Source organism: Burkholderia sp. KBS0801 (assembly GCF_005937855.2).
GTDB classification, from domain to species: domain Bacteria; phylum Pseudomonadota; class Gammaproteobacteria; order Burkholderiales; family Burkholderiaceae; genus Burkholderia; species Burkholderia ambifaria.
Genome location: NZ_CP042177.1, coordinates 2160522 through 2181685 on the forward strand (window position 1 = coordinate 2160522; position 21164 = coordinate 2181685).

A 21164-nucleotide genomic window follows, 5' to 3' on the forward strand; every position below is an offset into this window, starting at 1 on the left:
TTAACCAAGCAGCAGCATTGCGAGCGGCAGCACGGGCAGCAGTGCGTCGACACGGTCGAGCACGCCACCGTGCCCGGGCAGCAGGCCGCTGGAATCCTTCACGCCCGCCTGACGCTTGAGCAGCGACTCGAACAGGTCGCCGATCACGCTATAGGCGACCAGCAGCGTCAACGCCGCCCACGCGCCGGGCATCCCGTAGCGGGTGGCGAATGCGGAAAACAGGGTCGGCTCGGACCAGTGCGCCGCCATCGCGACACCCGCGACGACCATTACGGCGAACCAGCCGCCGATCGCACCTTCCCAGCTCTTCCCGGGACTGATCGTAATGGCCAGTTTACGCTTTCCGAAGGCCTTGCCCGCGAAGTATGCGCCGATATCGGCCAGCCAGACGACCAGAAGCAGCGACAACACGAACGGAACGCCCTCGGCGCGCGCCGCGACGAGCGCGTGCCAGCAGGCCGCGAACACGACGAGCCCGGCCGCGAGCAGGAACGCCCGCCACACGCCGCCCGCGAGCTCCGGCTTGCGCCGCAGCGAGAACGGGCCGACCAGCAGCCAGAACACGCCGGCTGCCATGAAAAGGGGACGGGACGACGACGCACCGACGCCGAGCGGCGCGGTCGCCGCGAGCGCGGCCGCGGCGACGATCGCATAGACGATGGAGCCGGTCGCGCCGAGCTTCAGCAGGCGCGCCCATTCCCACGCGGCGAACACGAGCACGACGCCGATCAGCGCGCCGAACGCGGTGAGCGGCGCGAACAGCGTCACCGGCAGCAACACTGCCAGCATCACGACCGCCGTGATCACACGGGTCTTCAGCATGAAAAGGAATCGGCGTTCTGCGATTGCGGTTCGAGCTGCGCGCTGGTGCGCCCGAAACGGCGCTCGCGCTCGGTATACGACGCGATCGCGTCGGCGAGCGCCGCGCCGTCGAAGTCCGGCCAGTATTTGTCGGTGAAATAGAATTCCGCGTACGCGAGCTGCCACAGCAGGAAATTGCTGACGCGCTGCTCGCCGCCGGTGCGGATGAAGAGATCGGGCTCCGGCGCGTAGGCCATCGCCAGGTGCGGCGCGAACGCGTCTTCGGTCACGTCGACCTCGCGGCCCTCGCGCACGGCCTGCTCGACGAGCTTCTTCGTCGCCTGCAGGATGTCCCAGCGGCCGCCGTAGTTCGCGGCGATCGTCAGGGTCAGACGGGTGTTGCGCGCCGTCTTGGTTTCGGCGCGGCGGATCAGTTCGCGGATGCGCGGCTCGAAGCGCTCGAGATCGCCGACCACCCGCAGGCGGATCCCGTTCGCATGCAGCTTGCCGATCTCGCGCTCGAGCGCGGTGATGAACAGCCGCATCAGGAACGACACTTCGTCGTTCGGCCGGCGCCAGTTTTCCGAACTGAACGCGAACAGCGTCAGGTATTCGACGCCGGCGCGCGCGCAGCCTTCGACCACCGCCCGCACGGCATCCACGCCGCGGGTGTGCCCCGCGACGCGCGGCAGGCGGCGTTCGGTCGCCCAACGGCCGTTGCCGTCCATGATGATCGCGATATGACGCGGCACGGCGCCGACGTCAGGCACGCGAACAGTAGAGCTTGTATAGGTCATGGCCGTTGAGACAGTAATGCGGAAAGAAGGCGGCGCGCGAGGACGATCGTCAGACCGTCATGATCTCGGCTTCCTTGCTCTGCACGAGCTTGTCGACTTCGGCAACGTGCTTGTCCGTCAGCTTCTGCACGTCGTCGCTCGCACGGCGCTCGTCGTCTTCCGAGATTTCCTTGTCCTTCACGAGCTTCTTGAGCGCTTCGTTCGCGTCGCGGCGCAGGTTGCGGATCGCGACCTTCGCCGTTTCGCCTTCGCTCTTGACCACCTTGGTCAGCTCGCGGCGGCGCTCTTCCGTCAGCGCCGGCATCGGCACGCGGATCAGGTCGCCGGCCGTCGCCGGGTTCAGGCCGAGATCGGCTTCGCGGATGGCCTTCTCGACCTTCGCGACCATGTTCTTTTCCCACGGCTGCACGCCGATCGTGCGTGCGTCGACGAGCGTCAGGTTCGCGACCTGCGAGATCGGCACCATCGAACCGTAGTAGTCGACCTGCACGTGATCGAGCAGACCGGTATGCGCACGGCCCGTGCGGATCTTCGCCAGATCGTTCTTGAACGCTTCGATCGAGCGCTGCATCTTCTGCTCTACGCCCTTCTTGACATCAGCGACACTCATTTCAACCTCCAAACCTTCAACCTTCAAAGAACGCGGGCCCCGCCCGGCGCGCGACGCACCACGGCCGGCGACCCACGCCGCTTGCCCGCATCCGCGGGAGTTTACACGTGGACGAGCGTACCTTCGTCCTCGCCCAGCACGATACGCTTGAGCGCGCCCGGCTTGTTGATCGAAAACACGCGAATCGGCAGCTTCTGGTCGCGGCACAGCGCGAAGGCCGTCGCGTCCATCACCTGCAGATTCCGGCTGATCGCCTCGTCGAAGCTGATCGTCGCGTAGCGCGTGGCCGACGGATCCTTCTTCGGATCGGCAGAATATACGCCATCGACCTTGGTCGCCTTCAGCACGACCTCGGCGCCCACTTCCGAGCCGCGCAGCGCGGCGGCCGTGTCCGTCGTGAAGAACGGGTTGCCCGTGCCGGCCGCGAAGATCACGACCTTGCCTTCCTCGAGCTGGCGGATCGCGCGGGGCCGGATGTACGGCTCGACGACCTGATCCATGCGCAGCGCGGACTGCACGCGTGCGACGATGCCGGCGTGGCGCATCGCGTCCTGCAGCGCCAGCGCGTTCATCATCGTCGCCAGCATCCCCATGTAGTCGGCCGTCGCGCGGTCCATGCCGGCCGCACCGCCCGCGACACCGCGGAAAATGTTACCGCCGCCGATCACGACCGCAAGCTGCGTACCGAGACCCACGACTTCGGCAATGTCCGCCACCATCCGTTCGATCGTCGCGCGATTGATGCCGAAGGCATCGTCGCCCATCAGCGCTTCGCCGGAGAGTTTGAGGAGGACGCGTTTATAGGCATTGGACATAGGGGCTTCCGAGCGACGAGAGGATGACAACCACGAACTGTAGGGGCGAAATACTGATTCGGGCAAGCGCCGACGGTCGGACCGGGGTTCCCGGCCGGCCGGCGGCGCCGCCGGCCGCGGCGGAGCGGACGCCCGCCGCGGATACTGCCTGACTGCTTACTGCTGCTTTGCTGCTGCGACTTGCGCGGCCACTTCGGCGGCGAAGTCGTCCTGGCGCTTCTCGATGCCTTCGCCGACGACGAACAGCGCGAACTTCTGCACCGTGGAATTCGCGGCCTTCAGCATCTGCTCGATCGTCTGCTTGTCGTTCTTCACGAACGTCTGGTTCAGCAGCGACACTTCCTTCAGGTACTTCTGGACGCTGCCGTCGACCATCTTCGCGACGATTTCGGCCGGCTTGCCCGATTCCGCAGCCTTCTGCTCGGCCACGCGGCGTTCCGTGTCGATCAGCTCCGCCGGCACGTCGGCCGACGACAGCGCGACCGGCTTCATCGCGGCGATGTGCATCGCGACGTCCTTGCCGACCTGCTCGTCCGCACCCGTGTACTCGACGATCACGCCGATGCGCGCGCCGTGCAGGTACGTCGCGATCTTGTTCGCGGTTTCGAAGCGCACGAACCGGCGGATCGAGACGTTCTCGCCGATCTTGCCGATCAGTGCCAGGCGCACTGCGTCGACCGTCGAGCCTTCCAGCGGCAGCGCCGACAGCGCGGCCACGTCGGCCGGGTTCTGCGTCGCGACGAGTTCTGCAACCGTCTTCGAGAATGCGAGGAAGTCGTCGTTCTTCGCGACGAAGTCGGTTTCGCAGTTCAGTTCGACCAGCGCGCCTGCATTGCCGCCGACGAACGATGCGACGACGCCTTCGGCCGTCACGCGCGATGCCGCCTTGCTCGCCTTGTTGCCGAGCTTGACGCGCAGCAGCTCTTCAGCCTTGGCCAGGTCGCCGTCGGCTTCCGTCAGCGCCTTCTTGCACTCCATCATCGGTGCGTCGGTCTTTGCGCGCAGTTCTGCCACCATGCTTGCGGTAATTGCCGCCATCATTCGCTCCTTGAGTCTGTATTCACCACGCCGCCCGCTTGGACGCGAACGGCCGAAAATCGTTTCCGGACCCGCGCCGATTCGGCGCGATCAGGTCCGGCGCACAAGCTTAAAAAAAGGGGGCCTGTTGAGAGCCCCCTTTTTGCGCCGGCTCGGGGCCAGTTACGCGTTTTCCTCGACGTACTCGTCGTCGCCGCGCGCCGCCTGGACCACTTCGTTGACCGCGTTCGCACGGCCTTCGAGGATCGCGTCGGCCACGCCTTCAGCGTACAGCGCGACTGCCTTGCTCGAGTCGTCGTTACCCGGGATCACGTAATCCACACCTTCCGGCGAGTGGTTCGTGTCGACCACGGCGATGACCGGCACGCCCAGCTTGTTCGCTTCCGTTACGGCGATCTTGTGGTAGCCGACGTCGACGACGAAGATTGCGTCCGGAATGCCGCCCATGTCCTTCACGCCGCCGATCGACTTCTGCAGCTTGGCGATTTCGCGTTCGAACAGCAGCGCTTCCTTCTTGCTCATCTTCTCGAGCTCGCCTGCCTCGACTGCCGCTTCCATGTCCTTCAGGCGCTTGATCGATACCTTCAGCGTCTTGAAGTTGGTCATCATGCCGCCGAGCCAGCGTGCGTTGACGAACGGCATGCCCGCGCGCTGCGCTTCCTGGGCGATCGTGTCACGCGACTGGCGCTTCGTGCCGACGAACAGGATCGTGCCGCGGTTTGCTGCCAGCTGACGCACGTACTTCTGTGCGTCCGTGAACATCGGCAGCGTCTTTTCGAGGTTGATGATGTGAATCTTGTTGCGGTGACCGAAAATGAACGGAGCCATCTTCGGGTTCCAGAAGCGCGTCTGGTGACCGAAGTGGACACCCGCTTCCAGCATTTGGCGCATCGTAACTGCCATGTAAATTCTCCACGAGGGTTGGGTCTTAAGCCGGCTGCCGTACCGCCGCGCGAACGCGCCCCGAAGGACCTTCGTTCCGCGCGGCCGGCACCCTTGGTTGCGCCGGCTTGCGATTCGGCACGTGCGAAAATGCGCGTGCCACAAGCCTTCCATCGCCATGCCGCCCCAAAACGAGGCAGGTTCGGCATTTGGATGTCGACTTAGCCAAAGAGTATAGCACGCCGATTTGTCGGCTCTCAAGTCGCTCGCCACTTTCGCTTGCCGCGCGGCAGCGGGCCGGACAATCCCCGAAAACCCGCATCGGCACCGCCGGCAGGGGCTGCGAGGCCAGCCATAAGGTGCGATAATCCGTCAATTCACCGCATTCCAGGCATACCTCGATGGCTATTACGCTCAAAAACGAACACGACATCGCCGAGATGCGCGTCGCCTGCCGTCTCGCGAGCGAAGTGCTCGACTTCATCACGCCGCACGTCGTCGCGGGCGTCACGACCGGCGAACTCGACCGGCTCTGTCACGAATTCATGGTCAACGAGCAGGGCACGATCCCCGCACCGCTGAATTATCAGCCGCCCGGCTACCCGCCCTACCCGAAGGCCACCTGCATCTCGGTCAACGACGTGATCTGCCACGGCATCCCGGGCGAGAAGGTGATCAAGAACGGCGACGCGCTGAACATCGACGTCACCGTGATCAAGAACGGCTACTTCGGCGACACCAGCCGGATGTTCATCGTCGGCGAGGGCTCGATCCTCGCGAAGCGCCTCGTGCAGACCACCTACGAGTGCATGTGGCTCGGCATCGACCAGGTCAAGCCCGGCGCGCACCTCGGCGACATCGGCTATGCGATCCAGAAGCACGCGGAAGCGCAGGGCTACAGCGTCGTGCGCGAATACTGCGGCCACGGCATCGGCACGGTGTTCCACGAAGATCCGCAGGTCGTCCACTACGGCCGTCCGGGCACCGGCATCGAACTGAAGGCCGGGATGATCTTCACGATCGAGCCGATGATCAACGCCGGCAAGCGCGACATCCGCACGATGCCCGACCAGTGGACGGTCAAGACGCGCGACCGCAGCCTGTCCGCGCAATGGGAGCACACCGTGCTCGTCACCGAGACGGGCTACGAGGTGCTGACCGTGTCGGCCGGCACGCCGGCACGCCCGGTGTTCGCGCAACCGGCCGCCGCGGTCTGAGCGCCGTCGCGCCCGCCCGCCTGCCCGCCCCCGACCTGAACGGCCACCCATGAGCGCTCACGCCGCCCCCTCGTCCGAAGCGCTGTCGCGGCGCGCCGAATTCAAGGCCGCCAAGGCCGACATGCTCGAGCGCTTTCGCAGCGCGGCGAACGTCGCGTCGCTGATGCACGCGCTGTCGAAACTCACCGACGACGCGCTCAAGCGCGTGTGGGACGACTGCGGATTGCCCGCGACGCTCGCGCTCATCGCCGTGGGCGGCTACGGACGCGGCGAGCTCGCGCCCTACTCCGACGTCGACATCCTCGTGCTGCTGCCCGACGCGCACGACCCGGCGCTCGACGCGCGCATCGAGCGCTTCATCGGGATGGCGTGGGATCTCGGCCTCGAGATCGGCAGCAGCGTGCGCACGGTCGCGCAATGCATCGAGGAAGCGTCGCAGGACGTCACCGTGCAGACCTCGCTGCTCGAGGCGCGCCGCATCGTCGGCAGCACCGCGCTGTTCGAGCGCTTCACCGTGCGGTATCACGAGGCGCTCGACGCCCGCGCGTTCTTCACCGCGAAGGTGCTCGAGATGCGCCAGCGCCACGCGAAGTTCCAGGACACGCCGTACAGCCTCGAGCCGAACGTGAAGGAAAGCCCCGGCGGGCTGCGCGACCTGCAGACGATCCTGTGGATCGCGCGCGCGGCCGGCTTCGGCAGCAGCTGGCGCGAGCTCGACACGCGCGGGCTCATCACCGAGCGCGAGGCGCGTGAGCTGCGCCGCAACGAAGGATTCCTGAAGACGCTGCGCGCGCGGCTGCACGTGATCGCCGGCCGCCGCCAGGACATGCTCGTGTTCGACCTGCAGACGCAGGCCGCCGAGAGCTTCGGCTACCGGCCGACGCAGGCCAAGCGCGCGAGCGAGCAGCTGATGCGCCGCTACTACTGGGCCGCGAAGGCGGTCACGCAGCTCGCGACGATCCTGATCCAGAACATCGAGGCGCAGCTGTTCCCCGCGACGAGCGGCATCACGCGCGTGCTGTCGCCCGATCGTTTCGTCGAGAAGCAGGGCATGCTCGAGATCGTCGACGACGGCGTGTTCGAACGCCATCCCGACGCGATCCTCGAAGCCTTCCTGCTGTACGAGGTGACCCGCGGCGTGAAGGGCCTGTCCGCCCGCACGCTGCGCGCGCTGTACAACTCGCGCGAGATCATGAACAACACGTGGCGGCGCGATCCGCAGAACCGCCGCGCGTTCATGCAGATCCTGCAGCAGCCCGAAGGCATCACACATGCATTCCGGCTGATGAACCAGACGAGCGTGCTCGGCCGCTACCTGCTGAATTTCCGCCGCATCGTCGGCCAGATGCAGCACGACCTGTACCACGTGTATACGGTCGACCAGCACATCCTGATGGTGTTGCGCAACCTCCGCCGCTTCGCGGTGGCCGAGCATGCGCACGAATATCCGTTCTGCAGCCAGCTGATCGGCAATTTCGAGCGCCCGTGGGTGCTGTATGTCGCCGCGCTGTTCCACGACATCGCGAAAGGCCGCGGCGGCGACCATTCGACGCTCGGGATGGCCGACGCGCGGCGCTTCTGCCGCGAGCACGGCATCACCGGCGACGACGCGGCGCTGATCGTGTGGCTCGTCCAGCATCACCTGACGATGAGCCAGGTCGCGCAGAAGCAGGACACGAGCGACCCGGAGGTCATCAAGCGCTTCGCGGAAGTCGTCGGCAACGAACGCTACCTCACCGCGCTCTACCTGCTGACCGTCGCCGATATTCGCGGCACGAGCCCGAAGGTGTGGAACACGTGGAAGGGCAAGCTGCTCGAGGATCTCTACCGCATCACGCTCGCGGTGCTCGGCGGCGCCAACCCCGACGCGCATTCGGAACTGAAGTCGCGCCAGGAGCAGGCGCTCGCGCTGCTGCGCCTCGAGACCGTGCCCGACGACGCGCACCGCGCGCTGTGGGATCAGCTCGACGTCGGCTTCTTCCTGCGTCACGACGCGGCCGACATCGCATGGCAGACGCGCGTGCTGTACCGGCACGTGAACGCCGAGACGGCGATCGTCCGCGCGCGGCCGTCGCCGATCGGCGACGCGCTGCAGGTGCTCGTGTACGTGAAGGACCGCCCCGACCTGTTCGCGGGCATCTGCGCGTACTTCGACCGCAACGGACTCTCCGTGCTCGATGCGCGCGTCAGCACCACGCGGCACGGCTATGCGCTCGACAATTTCATCGTCACGCAAACCGAACGCGACGTGCGCTATCGCGACATCGCGAATCTCGTCGAACAGCAACTCGCGACGCGCCTTGCCGAGACCGCGCCGCTGCCGGAGCCGTCCAAGGGCCGCCTGTCGCGGCTGTCCCGGACGTTTCCGATCACGCCGCGCGTCGACCTCCGGGCCGACGAGCGCGGCCAGTACTACATCCTGTCCGTGTCCGCCAACGACCGGCCGGGCCTTCTCTATTCGATCGCGCGCGTACTGGCCGAGCATCAGGTCGGCGTCCACGCGGCGCGGATCAATACGCTCGGCGAACGCGTCGAGGACATCTTCCTGCTCGATGGTGCCGGCCTGTCCGACAACCGCCTGCAGATCCAGCTCGAAACCGAATTGCTGCGCGCGATCGCAGTCTGAATGAATCCCAGCGTTTATGCGCACCAAATTAACCGTCAAGAATCCGCGTCCGGCGTCGCCGACCCGCGCACCCGTCCGCTCCGGCAGCCTCGTCGCTCGCAAGGCGGTGCGCCCCGCCGGGCCGCCCGCGGCCGACAAGCCGCCGCGCCCGAAGAAGGCCGCCGCGCCGGCAGCCGCCGGCGAACGCGCGTTCAAGCCGCGCGGCGCGGAACGCCCGGGCGCGGATCGTGCGCCGGCGAAGCGCGCACCGCGTGACGGCGGTGCGGAGCGTGGCGACGCGCGTCCCGCGCGTCCGTATCGCAGCGCCGAAGGCCAGCCCGATGCGCGGCCGCGCCGCGCGGGCGCCGAAGGCGGTGCACGCGCACCGTATCGCGACAAGGCGGAGGGCTACGGCGAGAAGCGCAGCTTCGGCGAACGCCGTACGTCGACCGATCGCCCGGCTCGCCGCAGCGATGACGATGCGCGGCCGCGCCGCGCAGGTGCCGAAGGCGGCACACGCGCACCGTATCGCGACAAGGCAACCGGCTACGGCGAAAAGCGCAGCTTCGGCGAACGCAGTACATCGTCCGACCGCCCGGCTCGCCGCGGCGACGACGATGCACGGCCGCGCCGCGCAGGCGCCGAAGGCGGCGCACGCGCGCCGTATCGCGACAAGGCAACCAGCGATGCACCGAAGCGCAGCTTTGGCGAACGCCGTACGTCGTCCGACCGCCCGGCTCGCCGCAGCGACGACGATACGCGCCCGCGCCGTGCAGGCGCCGAAGGCGGCGCACGCGCGCCCTATCGTGACAAGACAACCGGCGATGCGCCGAAGCGCAGCTTCGACGAACGCCGTACGTCGTCCGACCGCCCGGCTCGCCGCAGCGACGACGATACACGGCCGCGCCGCGCAGGCGCCGAAGGCGGCGCACGCGCGCCCTTTCGTGACAAGGCAATCGGCGACGCACCGAAGCGCAGCTTCGGCGAACGCCGTACGTCAACCGACCGCCCGGCTCGCCGCAGCGACGACGATGCACGGCCGCGCCGCGCAGGCGCCGAAGGCGGCGCACGCGCACCGTATCGCGACAAGGCACCCGGCTACGGCGAAAAGCGCAGCTACGGCGAGCGCGGCAACACCGAGCGCCGCTCGACGGCCACCGCGCCGAAGACCGCACAACCGGTCAAGCGCCGCGCCCCCGACATCGATCACGGCGACGAAACCGGCCTGATGCGCCTGTCGAAGCGCATGTCCGAGCTCGGCCTGTGCTCGCGCCGCGAAGCCGACGAATGGATCGAAAAGGGCTGGGTGCTCGTCGACGGCGAACGCATCGACACGCTCGGCACCAAGGTCCGTCCCGACCAGAAGATCGAGATCGACGAACGCGCGAGCGCCGCGCAGGCCGCACAGGTGACGATCCTGCTGCACAAGCCGGTCGGCTACGTGTCCGGTCAGGCGGAAGACGGCTACGAACCCGCGTCGGTGCTGATCACGCGCGCGAACCAGTGGAGCGGCGACCGCTCGCCGCTGCGCTTCTCGCCGCAGCATCTGCACGCGCTCGCACCGGCCGGCCGGCTCGACATCGATTCGACCGGCATGCTCGTGCTGACGCAGAACGGCCGGATCGCGAAGCAGCTGATCGGCGAGCAGTCGGACATCGACAAGGAGTACCTGGTGCGCGTGCGCTTCGGCGAACGGCTGCTCGACATCGACCAGCACTTCCCCGCCGAATCGCTGGCGAAACTGCGCCACGGCCTCGAACTCGACGGTGTCGCACTGAAACCCGCGATGGTGAGCTGGCAGAACGGCGAACAGCTGCGTTTCGTGCTGCGTGAAGGCAAGAAGCGCCAGATCCGCCGGATGTGCGAACTGGTCGGTCTCGAAGTGATCGGCCTGAAGCGTGTGCGGATGGGCCGCGTGATGCTCGGCGCGCTGCCGCAAGGGCAATGGCGCTACCTGTCGCCCGACGAGTCGTTCTGACGGCAGGCACGCACGCACGGCGTGCCCTGCAATGAAAAAAGCCCGCGCAAGCGGTAATGCCGTTCAGTTAAGGGACAGTGATGTGCCGAACGGCGTAACGCTTGGGGCGAGCTTTAACCACACGGGGGCATTCACGCCCCCGTTGTTTTTCCACGGTCTCGAACGCAAGGCGAGCGTGCAGGCGGTCGAGCCACGCCGGTATCTTGCCGAAGGCCGGGGTGACGGCAGCCCACATCATTTCGTGCTGAAAGACGTGCAATGCCCGTACGAAGCTGATGTCGGTCGGATCGAGTTTCGCCTGCCATGCGGCAGTGGCCATCTCGCGGCGAATCAGATTGTAGGCAATCAATGCGCCCCAGATCTCCTGATAGACCCCTTCGACGGTCCGGCTACGCAAGCTCAGCTCCGCACCGAGCATCGACTGCTTCAATTCTCGGTAGCTGGTTTCGATTTGCCAGCGGCGCCCATAGCAGGCGACGATATCGGCCGGTTTGAAGCGTTGGCGATCATCCAGCGAGGTCAGCAGCACGCGTTCGCGCCCGCGCGCATCGATGGTGCGAATCGCACGGACCTGCCAGAACTCCGGCAGTTCGGGAGATTGTTTGCGCGCCTGCGGGGACACGCGCATGCGTACTGTCGCATCGTCCGGCGTGCCGTCGATCACGTCCCATCGGGTATGGGATTTGGCCGGAATCAGGAAGTGGCGGTTGTGCCCATTCATCGTCAGGCCGCACAAGATCCGAGCGGCCAGAAAGCCCTTGTCGAATACCGTCAGTGAATTGTCCGGTATCTGCGGCAGCAGATCCTGGGCGTACACCATTTCGTTGGTGCCATAAGCGCCGAAGTTGATATCGGCCACCAGATGCGTCGGAATGGCAGTCAGCGTCACGGCCCGCACCTGCGGGTAACTGGCGACCTTGCCGCTGGCATAGCGTTGCGCGCCAAAGTGCTCACGATTGGCCGGGCTGTCGGCCGTGCGCAGCGTGGTGCCGTCCATCGCCCATAGACTCAATCCCTTGAATGCATGGCGTGCCGCGTCCTGCGTGGTCCACGCCCAGGCTGTCCGTTCGAACAGCCACGCCAGCGGCGCTTCGCCAATACGCTGGCGCGCCTGCGCCACGGCACTCTTGCTGACGAAGGGGACGACCTCGTTGGGCAGCGCCAGATCGAGACTGTCGAGTACCTCATTGATCGACCAGTGCCGGTACATGGCCAAGGCAATCACCAGCCAAACCACTTGTTCGGCCGGCAAGCGCCGACGGCGGATACTCGCGGTGCCCGTCGCCTCGATCGCATGCTCGATCCATTCTTGCGGCAAATGTTCCGCCAGCCGGCTCAGGTCCGGCGTGGGCTGTTGGGCTGCACTTAGATAGGTGAGGTGGCTGGAAAGCATCGCGCCAGAAGTTAACACCTCTGCGCACCGTTTACAACCACTCCTCCCAAAAACAAAAATGCCGTTCAGTCGCTTAACTGAACGGCATTACCGCGCAAGCGGGCTTTTTCGTTTCCGGCACGACGGCGCGAAACATCACGCACCGCCGCTTGCCGGGATCAGTCGTCGTCGGTCGGATCGAGCCCCGGGAACAGCACCTCGGTGAAGCCGAAGCGCGTGAAGTCGGTGATCCGCATCGGATACAGCTTGCCGATCAGGTGGTCGTATTCGTGCTGGACGACCCGCGCGTGGAAGCCTTCGGCGACGCGGTCGATCTTCGCGCCGAACTGGTCGTAGCCGCTGTAGCGCACCTTCGCATAGCGGCTGACGACGCCGCGCATGCCCGGCACCGACAGGCAGCCTTCCCATCCCTCTTCCATGTCCGGCGGCATGTATTCGAGCTTCGGGTTGATCAGCACGGTCTCGGGCACGGGCGGCGCATCCGGATAGCGGTTGTTGCTGCCGAAGCCGAAGATGATGATCTGCAGCCCGATGCCGATCTGCGGCGCGGCGAGCCCCGCGCCGTTCGCGTGATGCATCGTCTCGAACATGTCCGCGACGATCTCGTGCAGTTCCGGCGTGTCGAACTGCGCGACCGGCTTGGCGACTTCGAGCAGGCGCGGATCGCCCATCTTCAGGATCTCGCGAATCATGGGGTGTTGCCCTCCAGGAGTTGGTGCAGTCCGTCTTCGTCCAGTACGGGGATGCCGAGTTCCTCGGCCTTCGCGAGCTTGCTGCCGGCGTCGGCGCCCGCGACCACGTAATCCGTCTTCTTCGATACCGAGCCCGCGACTTTCGCGCCTGCCGCTTCGAGCATCTCCTTCGCCGCGTCGCGGGTGAGATTCGGCAGCGTGCCCGTCAGCACGACCGTCTTGCCGGCCAGCACGCCCTGTGGCGCCTTCGGCGCGGGCGGGCCTTCGGGCCACGTGACCTTGCCGGGCGCGCGCAGTTGCTCGATCACGGTGCGGTTGTGTTCTTCCGCGAAGAACTGGTGGATCGACTCGGCGACGATCGGCCCGACGTCGTTGACTTCGAGCAGTTCCTCGATCGACGCGTCCATGATCGGGGTCAGCGACCCGAAGTGCTTCGCGAGATCCTTCGCGGTCGATTCGCCGACATGGCGAATGCCGAGCCCGTAGATGAAGCGCGCGAGCGTCGTGTGCTTCGCCTTCTCGAGCGAGTCGAGCAAATTCTGCGCGGACTTCTCGGCGAACCGGTCGAGTTCCGCGAGCGTCGCGAAACCGAGATTGAACAGGTCGGCCGGCGTGCGCACGAGATTCAGTTCGACGAGCTGATCGATGATCTTTTCGCCGAGCCCGTCGATGTCGAGCGCGCGACGCTGCGCGAAGTGCCACAGCGCCTGCTTGCGCTGCGCCGGGCAGAACAGGCCGCCCGTGCAGCGCGCGATCGCCTCGTCCGGCAGCCGCTCGATCTTCGAGCCGCACACCGGGCACTCGGTCGGCATCACGAATTCGGCCGCGTCTTCCGGCCGGCGCTCGAGCAGCGCGCCGACGACCTCGGGGATCACGTCGCCCGCCCGCCGCACGATCACGGTGTCGCCGATCCGGATGTCCTTGCGGCGCACTTCGTCCTCGTTGTGCAGCGTCGCGTTGGTCACCGTCGCGCCGCCGACGAACACCGGTTCGAGCCGCGCGACCGGCGTGATCGCACCCGTGCGGCCGACCTGCACGTCGATCGCGACGAGCCGGGTCAGCGCTTCCTGTGCGGGAAACTTGTGCGCGAGCGCGAAGCGCGGTGCGCGCGACACGAAGCCGAGGCGATCCTGTTCGTCGCGCCGGTTCACCTTGTAGACGACGCCGTCGATGTCGTACGGCAACGACTCGCGCTTCTCGCCGACCTTGCGGAAGAAGCCGAGCAGGCCGTCGGCGCCGTACACGACCGCGCGCTCGCGGTTCACCGGCAGGCCGAACGACTCGTACCAGTCGAGCAGCGCGCTGTGCGTGTCCGGCATCGGCATGCCGTCGAGCACGCCGATCCCGTACGCGAAGAACGACAGCGGACGCTGCGCGGTGATCTTCGGATCGAGCTGGCGCAGGCTGCCGGCCGCCGCGTTGCGCGGGTTCGCGAATTCGCGCTGCTCGGCCGCGCGCTGGCGTTCGTTCAGGCGTGCGAAATCGCGCTTGAACATCAGCACCTCGCCGCGCACGTCGAGCAGGGCTGGCACGTGCGCGCCCTTCAGCTTCAGCGGGATCGAGCGGATCGTGCGGACGTTCTCGGTCACGTCCTCGCCGGTCGTGCCGTCGCCGCGCGTCGACGCCTGCACGAACACGCCGTGCTCGTAGCGCAGCGAGATCGCGAGCCCGTCGAACTTCAGCTCGCACGCATATTCGACCGGGTCCGTCACCGAGCCTGCGAGATCGGTCGTCTTGCCGAGCGCATCGGCGACGCGCTTGTCGAACGCGGCGATGTCCTCGTCGGCGAAGCCGTTGTTCAGCGACAGCATCGGCGCATCATGGACGACCGGCGTGAAACCGCCGGCCACTTCGCCGCCGACGCGCTGCGTCGGCGAATCGGGCGTCACGAGGTCGGGATGATCGGTTTCGAGTTGCTGCAGCTCGCCGAACAGTCGATCGTATTCGGCATCGGGCAGATCCGGCTGGTCGAGCACGTAATAGGCGTAATTCGCCCGCTCGAGTTGGTCGCGCAGCCACGCGGCACGCGCGTCGGGCTGGCTGGCTGGCGGTTCGGCTTGGGTTCGGGCCATGCTGGCGGCAAATTCGTTCTGAAAAATCGGATGTTCGATTATCTCAGTTTGACGCCGCGACGGGGGCACGCGATGCGTGCCGCGCAAGCCGGCTGGAGCCAGCGTGCGTGCGGCAGTGCAGCGACGGACGGCGGCACGAATGGCCACCGCCCGTGCAACGCGTTACTGGCTGAACAGGCGTCGCGTGACCGGCGAACCGGCCGGGATGCCCGCTTCCTCGAGCTTCGCGTACAGCTTCATCAGTTGCTGGTCGATCGCGACGAGCGTCGATTCCGGCAGCGGCCGGCGCGAATCGTCGACGACCCGCGCACCGATCCGCTCGGACAGCGACTTCGCGTAGTCGCACATCAGCCGGAACGGCAGGATGTCCTCTTCGGCAACCGGCACGTCGAGCACCAGCGTGATCATGTTGCCGCCCTTGTACGTCAGGTCATCGCGCAGGAAGTTCGTGTCGCCGAACTGCAGCATGAACACGGGGTTCTGCTTCGCGTCGAGCTTCACGAAACGCGTGCCGTCGCGCGACAGCAGCAGCCCGTCCTGCGATGCGACGGCCTGCACGTAGTTCGCCGACCACGGCGCGCCGTCCGACATCACGTTGATCGACAGCTGCGCGTCGCACTGCGCGGCAAAGCCGTCGAGCTCGCGCGCCATCGCGACCGTCTCCATCATGTCCGGGAATTCCGGTGCGCCGTCGATCGCATCGGCGAACTGCTGGACGCCCGTCACGAACTCGGAGAATTCGAGCTCGTTCAGCGCGCCGCTGCGGTTCGCGAGCTGCGCGGCCGCGCGCAGTTCTTCATAGCGCACGCCGTTCTGGAGCAGTTCCCACTGGCCGCCTTCCGGCTTGCCTTCGATATGCACGGGCTTGCTGCCCGCGCGGCGCAGCCGCTGCGCGGCCGGCAGGATCTTGTCGCCCGGCAGCGGGCCGCCGAGGCGAATCGGCACGATGCAGTCGATCCGGCGGTCGACGATCGCGGGCGGTGCCGACGAGATCGTCGTCGCGGCCGGCAGCACGGGTTCGGCCGCCTCGTTCGATGCGTCGCCGGCCGGCGCTTCAGATGCGGCGGCGACCGAACCTGCGTCGCCGGACTGCCTGGCCGGCTCGGCCGATTCCGGCGGCGTGTCGCCACCGGTGGCCTCGGCCTGCAGATCGGCCGGCATGTCGGCAGGCGCCGCGCCGCCGAAGGTCGGCTCGACGCGCGCCGCTTCCGCCGGCGTGCTCGCGGCGCCCGGCGCCGGTGCCGCGGGTTCGCGGCGCGCGGGCTGGCGCACCGGCTCGATGAACGGCAGCTCCTCGTCGCGCTCGGGGCGATTCATCGCCTCGGCCGCCTCTTCCGGCATCGGGCGCGGCATCCTGCGCCGCACCTTCGCGCCCTGCCACGCGTTGTAGACCACGACGCCGCCCACCACGACGGCGCCGGCGCCGATCAAACCGAGTGTCAACTCGTCCATGCACGCTCCATCAGCAATTCTTTTTCGTCGGACCCGCGAACGGGCGCCCATGCGCCGCGCGAACGCGGTCCGGTTTCGTCAAACGTCAATTCTGGGCAAAACCCGCGGCGGTTTCCATGTCCACCGCGACGATCCGCGACACGCCCTGCTCCTGCATCGTCACGCCGATCAGTTGCTGCGCCATCTCCATCGCGATCTTGTTGTGCGAGATGAAGAGGAACTGCGTCTTGTCGGACATCGCGCGCACGAGATTCGCGAAACGCTCGGTGTTCGCGTCGTCGAGCGGCGCGTCGACCTCGTCGAGCAGACAGAACGGCGCCGGGTTCAGCTGGAACATCGCGAACACCAGTGCGGTGGCGGTCAGCGCCTTCTCGCCACCCGACAGCAGGTGGATGGTCGCGTTCTTCTTGCCCGGCGGCTGCGCCATCACCTGCACGCCCGCATCGAGGATTTCGTCGCCCGTCATGATCAGCTTCGCCTGGCCGCCGCCGAACAGGCGCGGGAACAGGTCGCTGAAGTGACGGTTGACCTCGTCGAAGGTGCCCTGCAGCAGCGTGCGGGTTTCCTGGTCGATCTTGTGGATCGCGTCCTCGAGCGTCGTGATCGCATCGGTCAGGTCGGCCGACTGCGCGTCGAGGAACACCTTGCGCTCGCTCGCGGCCTTCAGCTCGTCGAGCGCGGCCATGTTCACCGGGCCCAGCGCGTTGATCGCGTTGTTCAGGCGCGTGACCTCGCCCTGCAGGTACGACGGTTTCAGGTCCGGCGTCAGCTTCTCGCGCAGCGCTTCCTCGTCGACCTCGGCGGTGGTGAGCTGCTCGGCAAACTGCTCGACGGACAGGCGCGCGGCTTGCTCCTTCAACTGCAGCTCGGTGATGCGATCGCGCAGCGGCTGCAGCGAACGCTCGGCGACGAGACGCTGCTCGTCCGACGCGCGCAGCTTCGCGGTCAGGTCGTCGAGTTCGATCCGCGCGGCCTGCAGCGCTTCTTCCTTGACCGCACGAATTTCGAGCGCGTCCTGCAGCCCCGTGTGCGCGGTCTGCTCGTTGATCGTTTCGAGTTCGGCGCGCGCGTCTTCCAGCGACGCGGCGACGCGCTCGCTCTGCTCGTGCGCGACCTGGATGCTGCGCTTGAGCTCGTCGATCCGCGTGACCGCGTTGCGCGCGGCGAAGCGCGCGTCGTTCGCGCCGCGCTCGAGATCGCGCGCTTCCTGGCGCGCGTGCGTCAGCGATTCGTCGAGCGCTTCGAACGCGAGCTGGTTGTCCTCGAAGCGCGCCTGCAGTTCCGCGAGTTCGCCGTCGAAACGCTCGAAGTTCGCTTCCGATTCGGCACGCAATGCGCGCTGCTCGTCGATCTGCGCGCCGATTTCCTCGAGTTCCTCGCGGATCTGCGTGCTGCGCTGCGTGTAGCGTTCATGCGCCTGCGCGAGCTTCAGCACGTCCATCTGCAGCGCGTGCACGCGCTGCGTCGCGCGTTCGGCCTGCGCGCGCACGTCGCCGAGCGCCTGCGTGGCCTGGGTGTGCGCGGCTTCCGCCCGCACCGCGGCCGTGCGGGCCTCGTCGGCGAGCAGCGCCTGCGCACGCACCTGGCGGCCCAGGTTCTCGATTTCCTGCTGGCGGGCCAGCATCCCGGCCTGCTCCGAATCAGCCGCGTACAGTTGCACGCCGACGCGCGTGACGATGTGGCCGGCCTTGACGACGAACGCGCCGCCTGCCGGCAGCTGCGTGCGCGTGGCGAGCGCCTGTGCGATGTCGTCGGCGACGTACACGTTGCCGAGCCAGTCGTTCAGCACCGCGCGAATGCCTGCATCGTCGATGCGTACGAGCGACAGCACCGGGCGCAGCCCGGCCGCGGCGGCCGGCGGTTCACCGGCGGCCGGCGGCGCGTAGAACGCGAGCTTCGCGGGCGGCGCATCGGTCGCGAACGCCTTCACCCAGTCGAGGTTCGACACTTCGAGCGCGGCGAGGCGCTCGCGCAGCACGGCCTCGAGCGCCGCTTCCCAGCCCGCTTCGACGTGCAGCTTCTTCCACAGGCGCGGCAGCGCGCCGAGTTCGTGCTTGTCGAGCCACGGCTGGATCTTGCCTTCGGTCTGCACGTTCTCCTGCAGCTGCTTGAGCGCGGCGAGCCGCGCCTCGAGCTGGTGGATCTGCGTGCTTTCGGCCTGCACGCGCTCCTGCGCGGCACGGCGTTCGCCGTCGAGGCGCGGCAACGCTTCCTGCGCATCGGCCAGGCGCGCCTGCGCCTCGGCGAGGATTTCTTCCTGCTCGGCGAGCTGCATGCGCAACTCTTCGAGCTGTGTTTCGTCCGGTGCATCGAGCCCGCCTGCCTCGGACTTCAGGCGCTCATGGCGCTGCTGAAGCTGCTGGAGCTGCTGGTCGGCATTGCGCTGGTGCGCGGCCTCGAGCTTCAGCGACTGCTCGGTCTGCGCAATGCGCGCGCGCTCGTCGTTGAGCTGCGCCTGCGCATCGCGCCACTTCGCTTCGAGCGCCGGCAGCGCGTCGTGCTTCGCGGCCGCGTTGTCTTCGGCGAGCGCGGCCTTCTCGTCGGCCATCGCGCGCGCTTCCTCGGCTTCCTCGAGCTCGTCCTGCGCCTTCTCGGCCTGCGCGCGCCATTGCTCGCGCTGCGCGTTCAACGCGGCGATCTGCGCCTGCACGCGGTTGCGCGATTCGACGATGAACTTGATCTCGGCCTCGAGGCGGCTCACTTCGGCGTTCGCCTCGTAGAGCGCGCCCTGCGCGCCCTGCATCGCGTCGCTCGCCGAGTAATGCGCGACCCGCAGCGTCTCGAGCTGCGACTCGACTTCGCGCAGCCGGGCCGTCTGCGCCTCGAGGTCGATCTGCGCCTGCTCGATCGCGCGCTGCTGCTTCTGCTGCTCGCTCGCGGCCTCGTTCTTGCGCAGCAGCCACAACAGGCGCTGCTTCTCCTCGCCGTCGGCGACGAGTTCCTTGTACTTGGTGGCGACGACGGCCTGCGCCTCGAGCTTCTCGAGGTTCGCGCCGAGCTCGCGGACGATGTCCTCGACCCGCGTCAGGTTCTCGCGCGTGTCGTGCAGGCGGTTCTCGGTCTCGCGGCGGCGTTCCTTGTACTTGGACACGCCCGCGGCTTCCTCGAGGAACACGCGCAGCTCTTCCGGCTTCGCCTCGATGATCCGCGCGATCATGCCCTGGCCGATGATCGCGTACGCACGCGGGCCGAGGCCCGTGCCGAGGAAGATGTCCTGGATGTCGCGGCGGCGCGCCGGCAGATTGTTGATGTAGTAGCTCGACGTGCCGTCGCGCGTCAGCACGCGCTTAACGGCGATCTCGCCGTACTGGCCCCACTGCCCGGCCGCGCGGCCGTCGGAGTTGTCGAAGATCAGCTCCACGCTTGCCCGGCTGCCGGGCTTGCGGGCGGTCGAGCCGTTGAAGATCACGTCCTGCATCGACTCGCCGCGCAGCTCGGACGCGCGCGACTCGCCGAGCACCCAGCGCACGGCATCGATGATGTTGGACTTGCCGCACCCGTTCGGGCCCACCACGCCGACTAGCTGGCCCGGAACCTGGAAATGCGTGGGATCGACAAAGGATTTGAAGCCAGCGAGTTTGATCGAGCTCAGACGCACGGCGGTATCGGATGTGAAGAAGGTGTGAAACGGAACGGGCCGCGACGCGCGGGGCCGGACGGCCCGTGTGCGCGATGCGCCCCGGAATTCAAAAGCGGGGCCGCGCGCATCCAGCGTTGGGCCCCGCAAACGGCTTCCATCATACCATCGCGCGTTCGCCGTCCCGCCCGTCGCCGGGTTTGCCCCGTGCGGGCGCGGCACGATGGACCCGGCTCGACAGCAGCGTCGCCAGCACGATGCACGCGCCGCCCGCCCACTCGCGTGCGCTCGGCAGTTCGCTCGCGAACACCCATGCGGACAGCGCGGTGATCACGATCTCGAACAGCATGATGATCGACGCGCGGTTGGCCGGCACGCGCGCAAGCCCGTACTGCACGAGCAGGTTGTTCACCGCGACCGTCACGCCGATCGCGACGATGATCAGCGCGGCGGTGCCGAGCTGGCTGCCGGCCGGCGCGGCCGGCAGCCCCTCGAACAGCGACGCGATCGCGCCGAACACCGCCGCGCCGCCGAACAGCGTCGCGGTGCGCATCTCGGCGCGCATCTCCGGCAGCTCGCGGCTCGCCTTGATCACGAGCACGTTGCTCATCGCGAAACTCAGGCCGGCCGCGAGCCCTGCCCATTCGGCCGGGTTGGCCGGCAGCGGCACGCCGAGCGTCGGCGACCACAGCATCAGCATCGCGCCGCCGATCGACAGCGCCGCAAGCCCCGCGCCGGCCCAGGTCAGGCGCTCGCGCAGCAGGAAATGCGCGTAGATCGCGGTCCACGCCGGCGTCAGGTAGAACAGCAGCATCACGCGCAGCACTTCGCCGTGGATCGTGCCCCACACGAAGCCGAGGTTGGTCACGCCGGCCGTGATCGCGATGCCCGGCAGCACCCAGTGCCAGCGCAGCGTCGCGATCGTGCGGTGGCGCACGACGATCACGAACAGGAACGCGACGAGGCTCGTCAGCGCGCTTGCCAGCGTGCCGGTGAGGCCGAGCGACGCAAGGATGCGCAGCGGATACCAGATCAGGCCCCATACCGAAGCGCCGATCAGGATGGCCAGCGTCGGCAGGCTGCCGCGTACCGCGTTATTCATTTGGTTCGATACCCTTTATTCGACCGGCCCGGCCGCCGCTCCGGCGGGCCGTGACCGCATTGCGTCACGCTATAATCGTCCGCTGCGAGCCGCGCGCCATCGGCGCCCGTTCGCAGCCGTGCGGCACCTGCGC

Annotated in this window: 15 protein-coding genes; 3 read left to right on the top strand and 12 right to left on the bottom strand. The window is 67.4% G+C overall.

The window, feature by feature from the left end; translation table 11 throughout:
- From FFI87_RS10250 to rpsB, 6 genes are all read right to left on the bottom strand, one after another.
- Positions 1–822, bottom strand: coding sequence for a phosphatidate cytidylyltransferase (locus FFI87_RS10250; RefSeq protein ID WP_012364134.1), 822 nt, complete (start codon positions 820–822; stop codon positions 1–3).
- On the bottom strand, positions 816–1598 hold the full coding sequence (gene uppS / locus FFI87_RS10255) for a polyprenyl diphosphate synthase (RefSeq protein WP_138847523.1): 783 nt from the start codon (positions 1596–1598) through the stop codon (positions 816–818). Before uppS ends, FFI87_RS10250 begins: the two co-directional genes overlap by 7 nt.
- A gap of 49 nt (positions 1599–1647) precedes the next feature.
- On the bottom strand, positions 1648–2208 hold the full coding sequence (gene frr / locus FFI87_RS10260) for a ribosome recycling factor (RefSeq protein ID WP_006752152.1): 561 nt from the start codon (positions 2206–2208) through the stop codon (positions 1648–1650).
- A gap of 101 nt (positions 2209–2309) precedes the next feature.
- Positions 2310–3023: a UMP kinase gene (gene pyrH, locus FFI87_RS10265; RefSeq protein ID WP_006752151.1), complete on the bottom strand. Its 714-nt coding sequence runs from the start codon at positions 3021–3023 to the stop codon at positions 2310–2312.
- A 156-nt stretch (positions 3024–3179) separates the two neighbouring features.
- Positions 3180–4061, bottom strand: coding sequence for a translation elongation factor Ts (gene tsf, locus FFI87_RS10270; protein ID WP_006752150.1), 882 nt, complete (start codon positions 4059–4061; stop codon positions 3180–3182).
- Positions 4062–4223: 162 nt separating this feature from the next.
- Positions 4224–4964 carry a 30S ribosomal protein S2 gene (rpsB, locus tag FFI87_RS10275; protein ID WP_006752149.1) on the bottom strand — a complete coding sequence of 247 codons (741 nt, stop codon included), beginning with the start codon at positions 4962–4964 and terminating at the stop codon, positions 4224–4226.
- A gap of 380 nt (positions 4965–5344) precedes the next feature.
- On the opposite strand from rpsB, the gene map reads away from it, so the two are divergent.
- The 3 genes from map to FFI87_RS10295 are packed head-to-tail and all read left to right on the top strand — an operon-like array spanning position 5345 to position 10743.
- Positions 5345–6160: a type I methionyl aminopeptidase gene (gene map / locus FFI87_RS10285; RefSeq protein ID WP_012364135.1), complete on the top strand. Its 816-nt coding sequence runs from the start codon at positions 5345–5347 to the stop codon at positions 6158–6160.
- A 49-nt stretch (positions 6161–6209) separates the two neighbouring features.
- The gene (locus FFI87_RS10290) at positions 6210–8786 is read left to right on the top strand and encodes a [protein-PII] uridylyltransferase (RefSeq protein ID WP_138847522.1); all 2577 of its coding nucleotides are present in this window, start codon (positions 6210–6212) and stop codon (positions 8784–8786) included.
- A gap of 16 nt (positions 8787–8802) precedes the next feature.
- Entirely contained in the window at positions 8803–10743 is a 1941-nt protein-coding gene (locus tag FFI87_RS10295; protein WP_138847521.1) for a pseudouridine synthase, read from the top strand.
- A gap of 67 nt (positions 10744–10810) precedes the next feature.
- On the opposite strand, the gene FFI87_RS10300 is transcribed toward FFI87_RS10295, so the two are convergent.
- From FFI87_RS10300 to FFI87_RS10325, 6 genes are all read right to left on the bottom strand, one after another.
- The gene (locus FFI87_RS10300; RefSeq protein ID WP_138847259.1) at positions 10811–12136 is read right to left on the bottom strand and encodes an IS4 family transposase; all 1326 of its coding nucleotides are present in this window, start codon (positions 12134–12136) and stop codon (positions 10811–10813) included.
- 158 nt (positions 12137–12294) lie between these two features.
- Entirely contained in the window at positions 12295–12828 is a 534-nt protein-coding gene (gene def / locus FFI87_RS10305; RefSeq protein WP_006755124.1) for a peptide deformylase, read from the bottom strand.
- Positions 12825–14900, bottom strand: coding sequence for an NAD-dependent DNA ligase LigA (ligA, locus tag FFI87_RS10310; RefSeq protein WP_138847520.1), 2076 nt, complete (start codon positions 14898–14900; stop codon positions 12825–12827). Before ligA ends, def begins: the two co-directional genes overlap by 4 nt.
- Positions 14901–15062: 162 nt before the next feature.
- Positions 15063–16352, bottom strand: a complete 1290-nt coding sequence (locus FFI87_RS10315; RefSeq protein WP_138847519.1) for a cell division protein ZipA C-terminal FtsZ-binding domain-containing protein — start codon at positions 16350–16352, stop codon at positions 15063–15065.
- A gap of 85 nt (positions 16353–16437) precedes the next feature.
- On the bottom strand, positions 16438–19950 hold the full coding sequence (gene smc, locus FFI87_RS10320) for a chromosome segregation protein SMC (RefSeq protein ID WP_138847518.1): 3513 nt from the start codon (positions 19948–19950) through the stop codon (positions 16438–16440).
- 139 nt (positions 19951–20089) lie between these two features.
- Complete coding sequence (locus FFI87_RS10325) at positions 20090–21031, bottom strand: DMT family transporter (RefSeq protein ID WP_012364141.1); 942 nt, start codon at positions 21029–21031, stop codon at positions 20090–20092.
- Between the last annotated feature and the right edge of the window lie 133 nt (positions 21032–21164).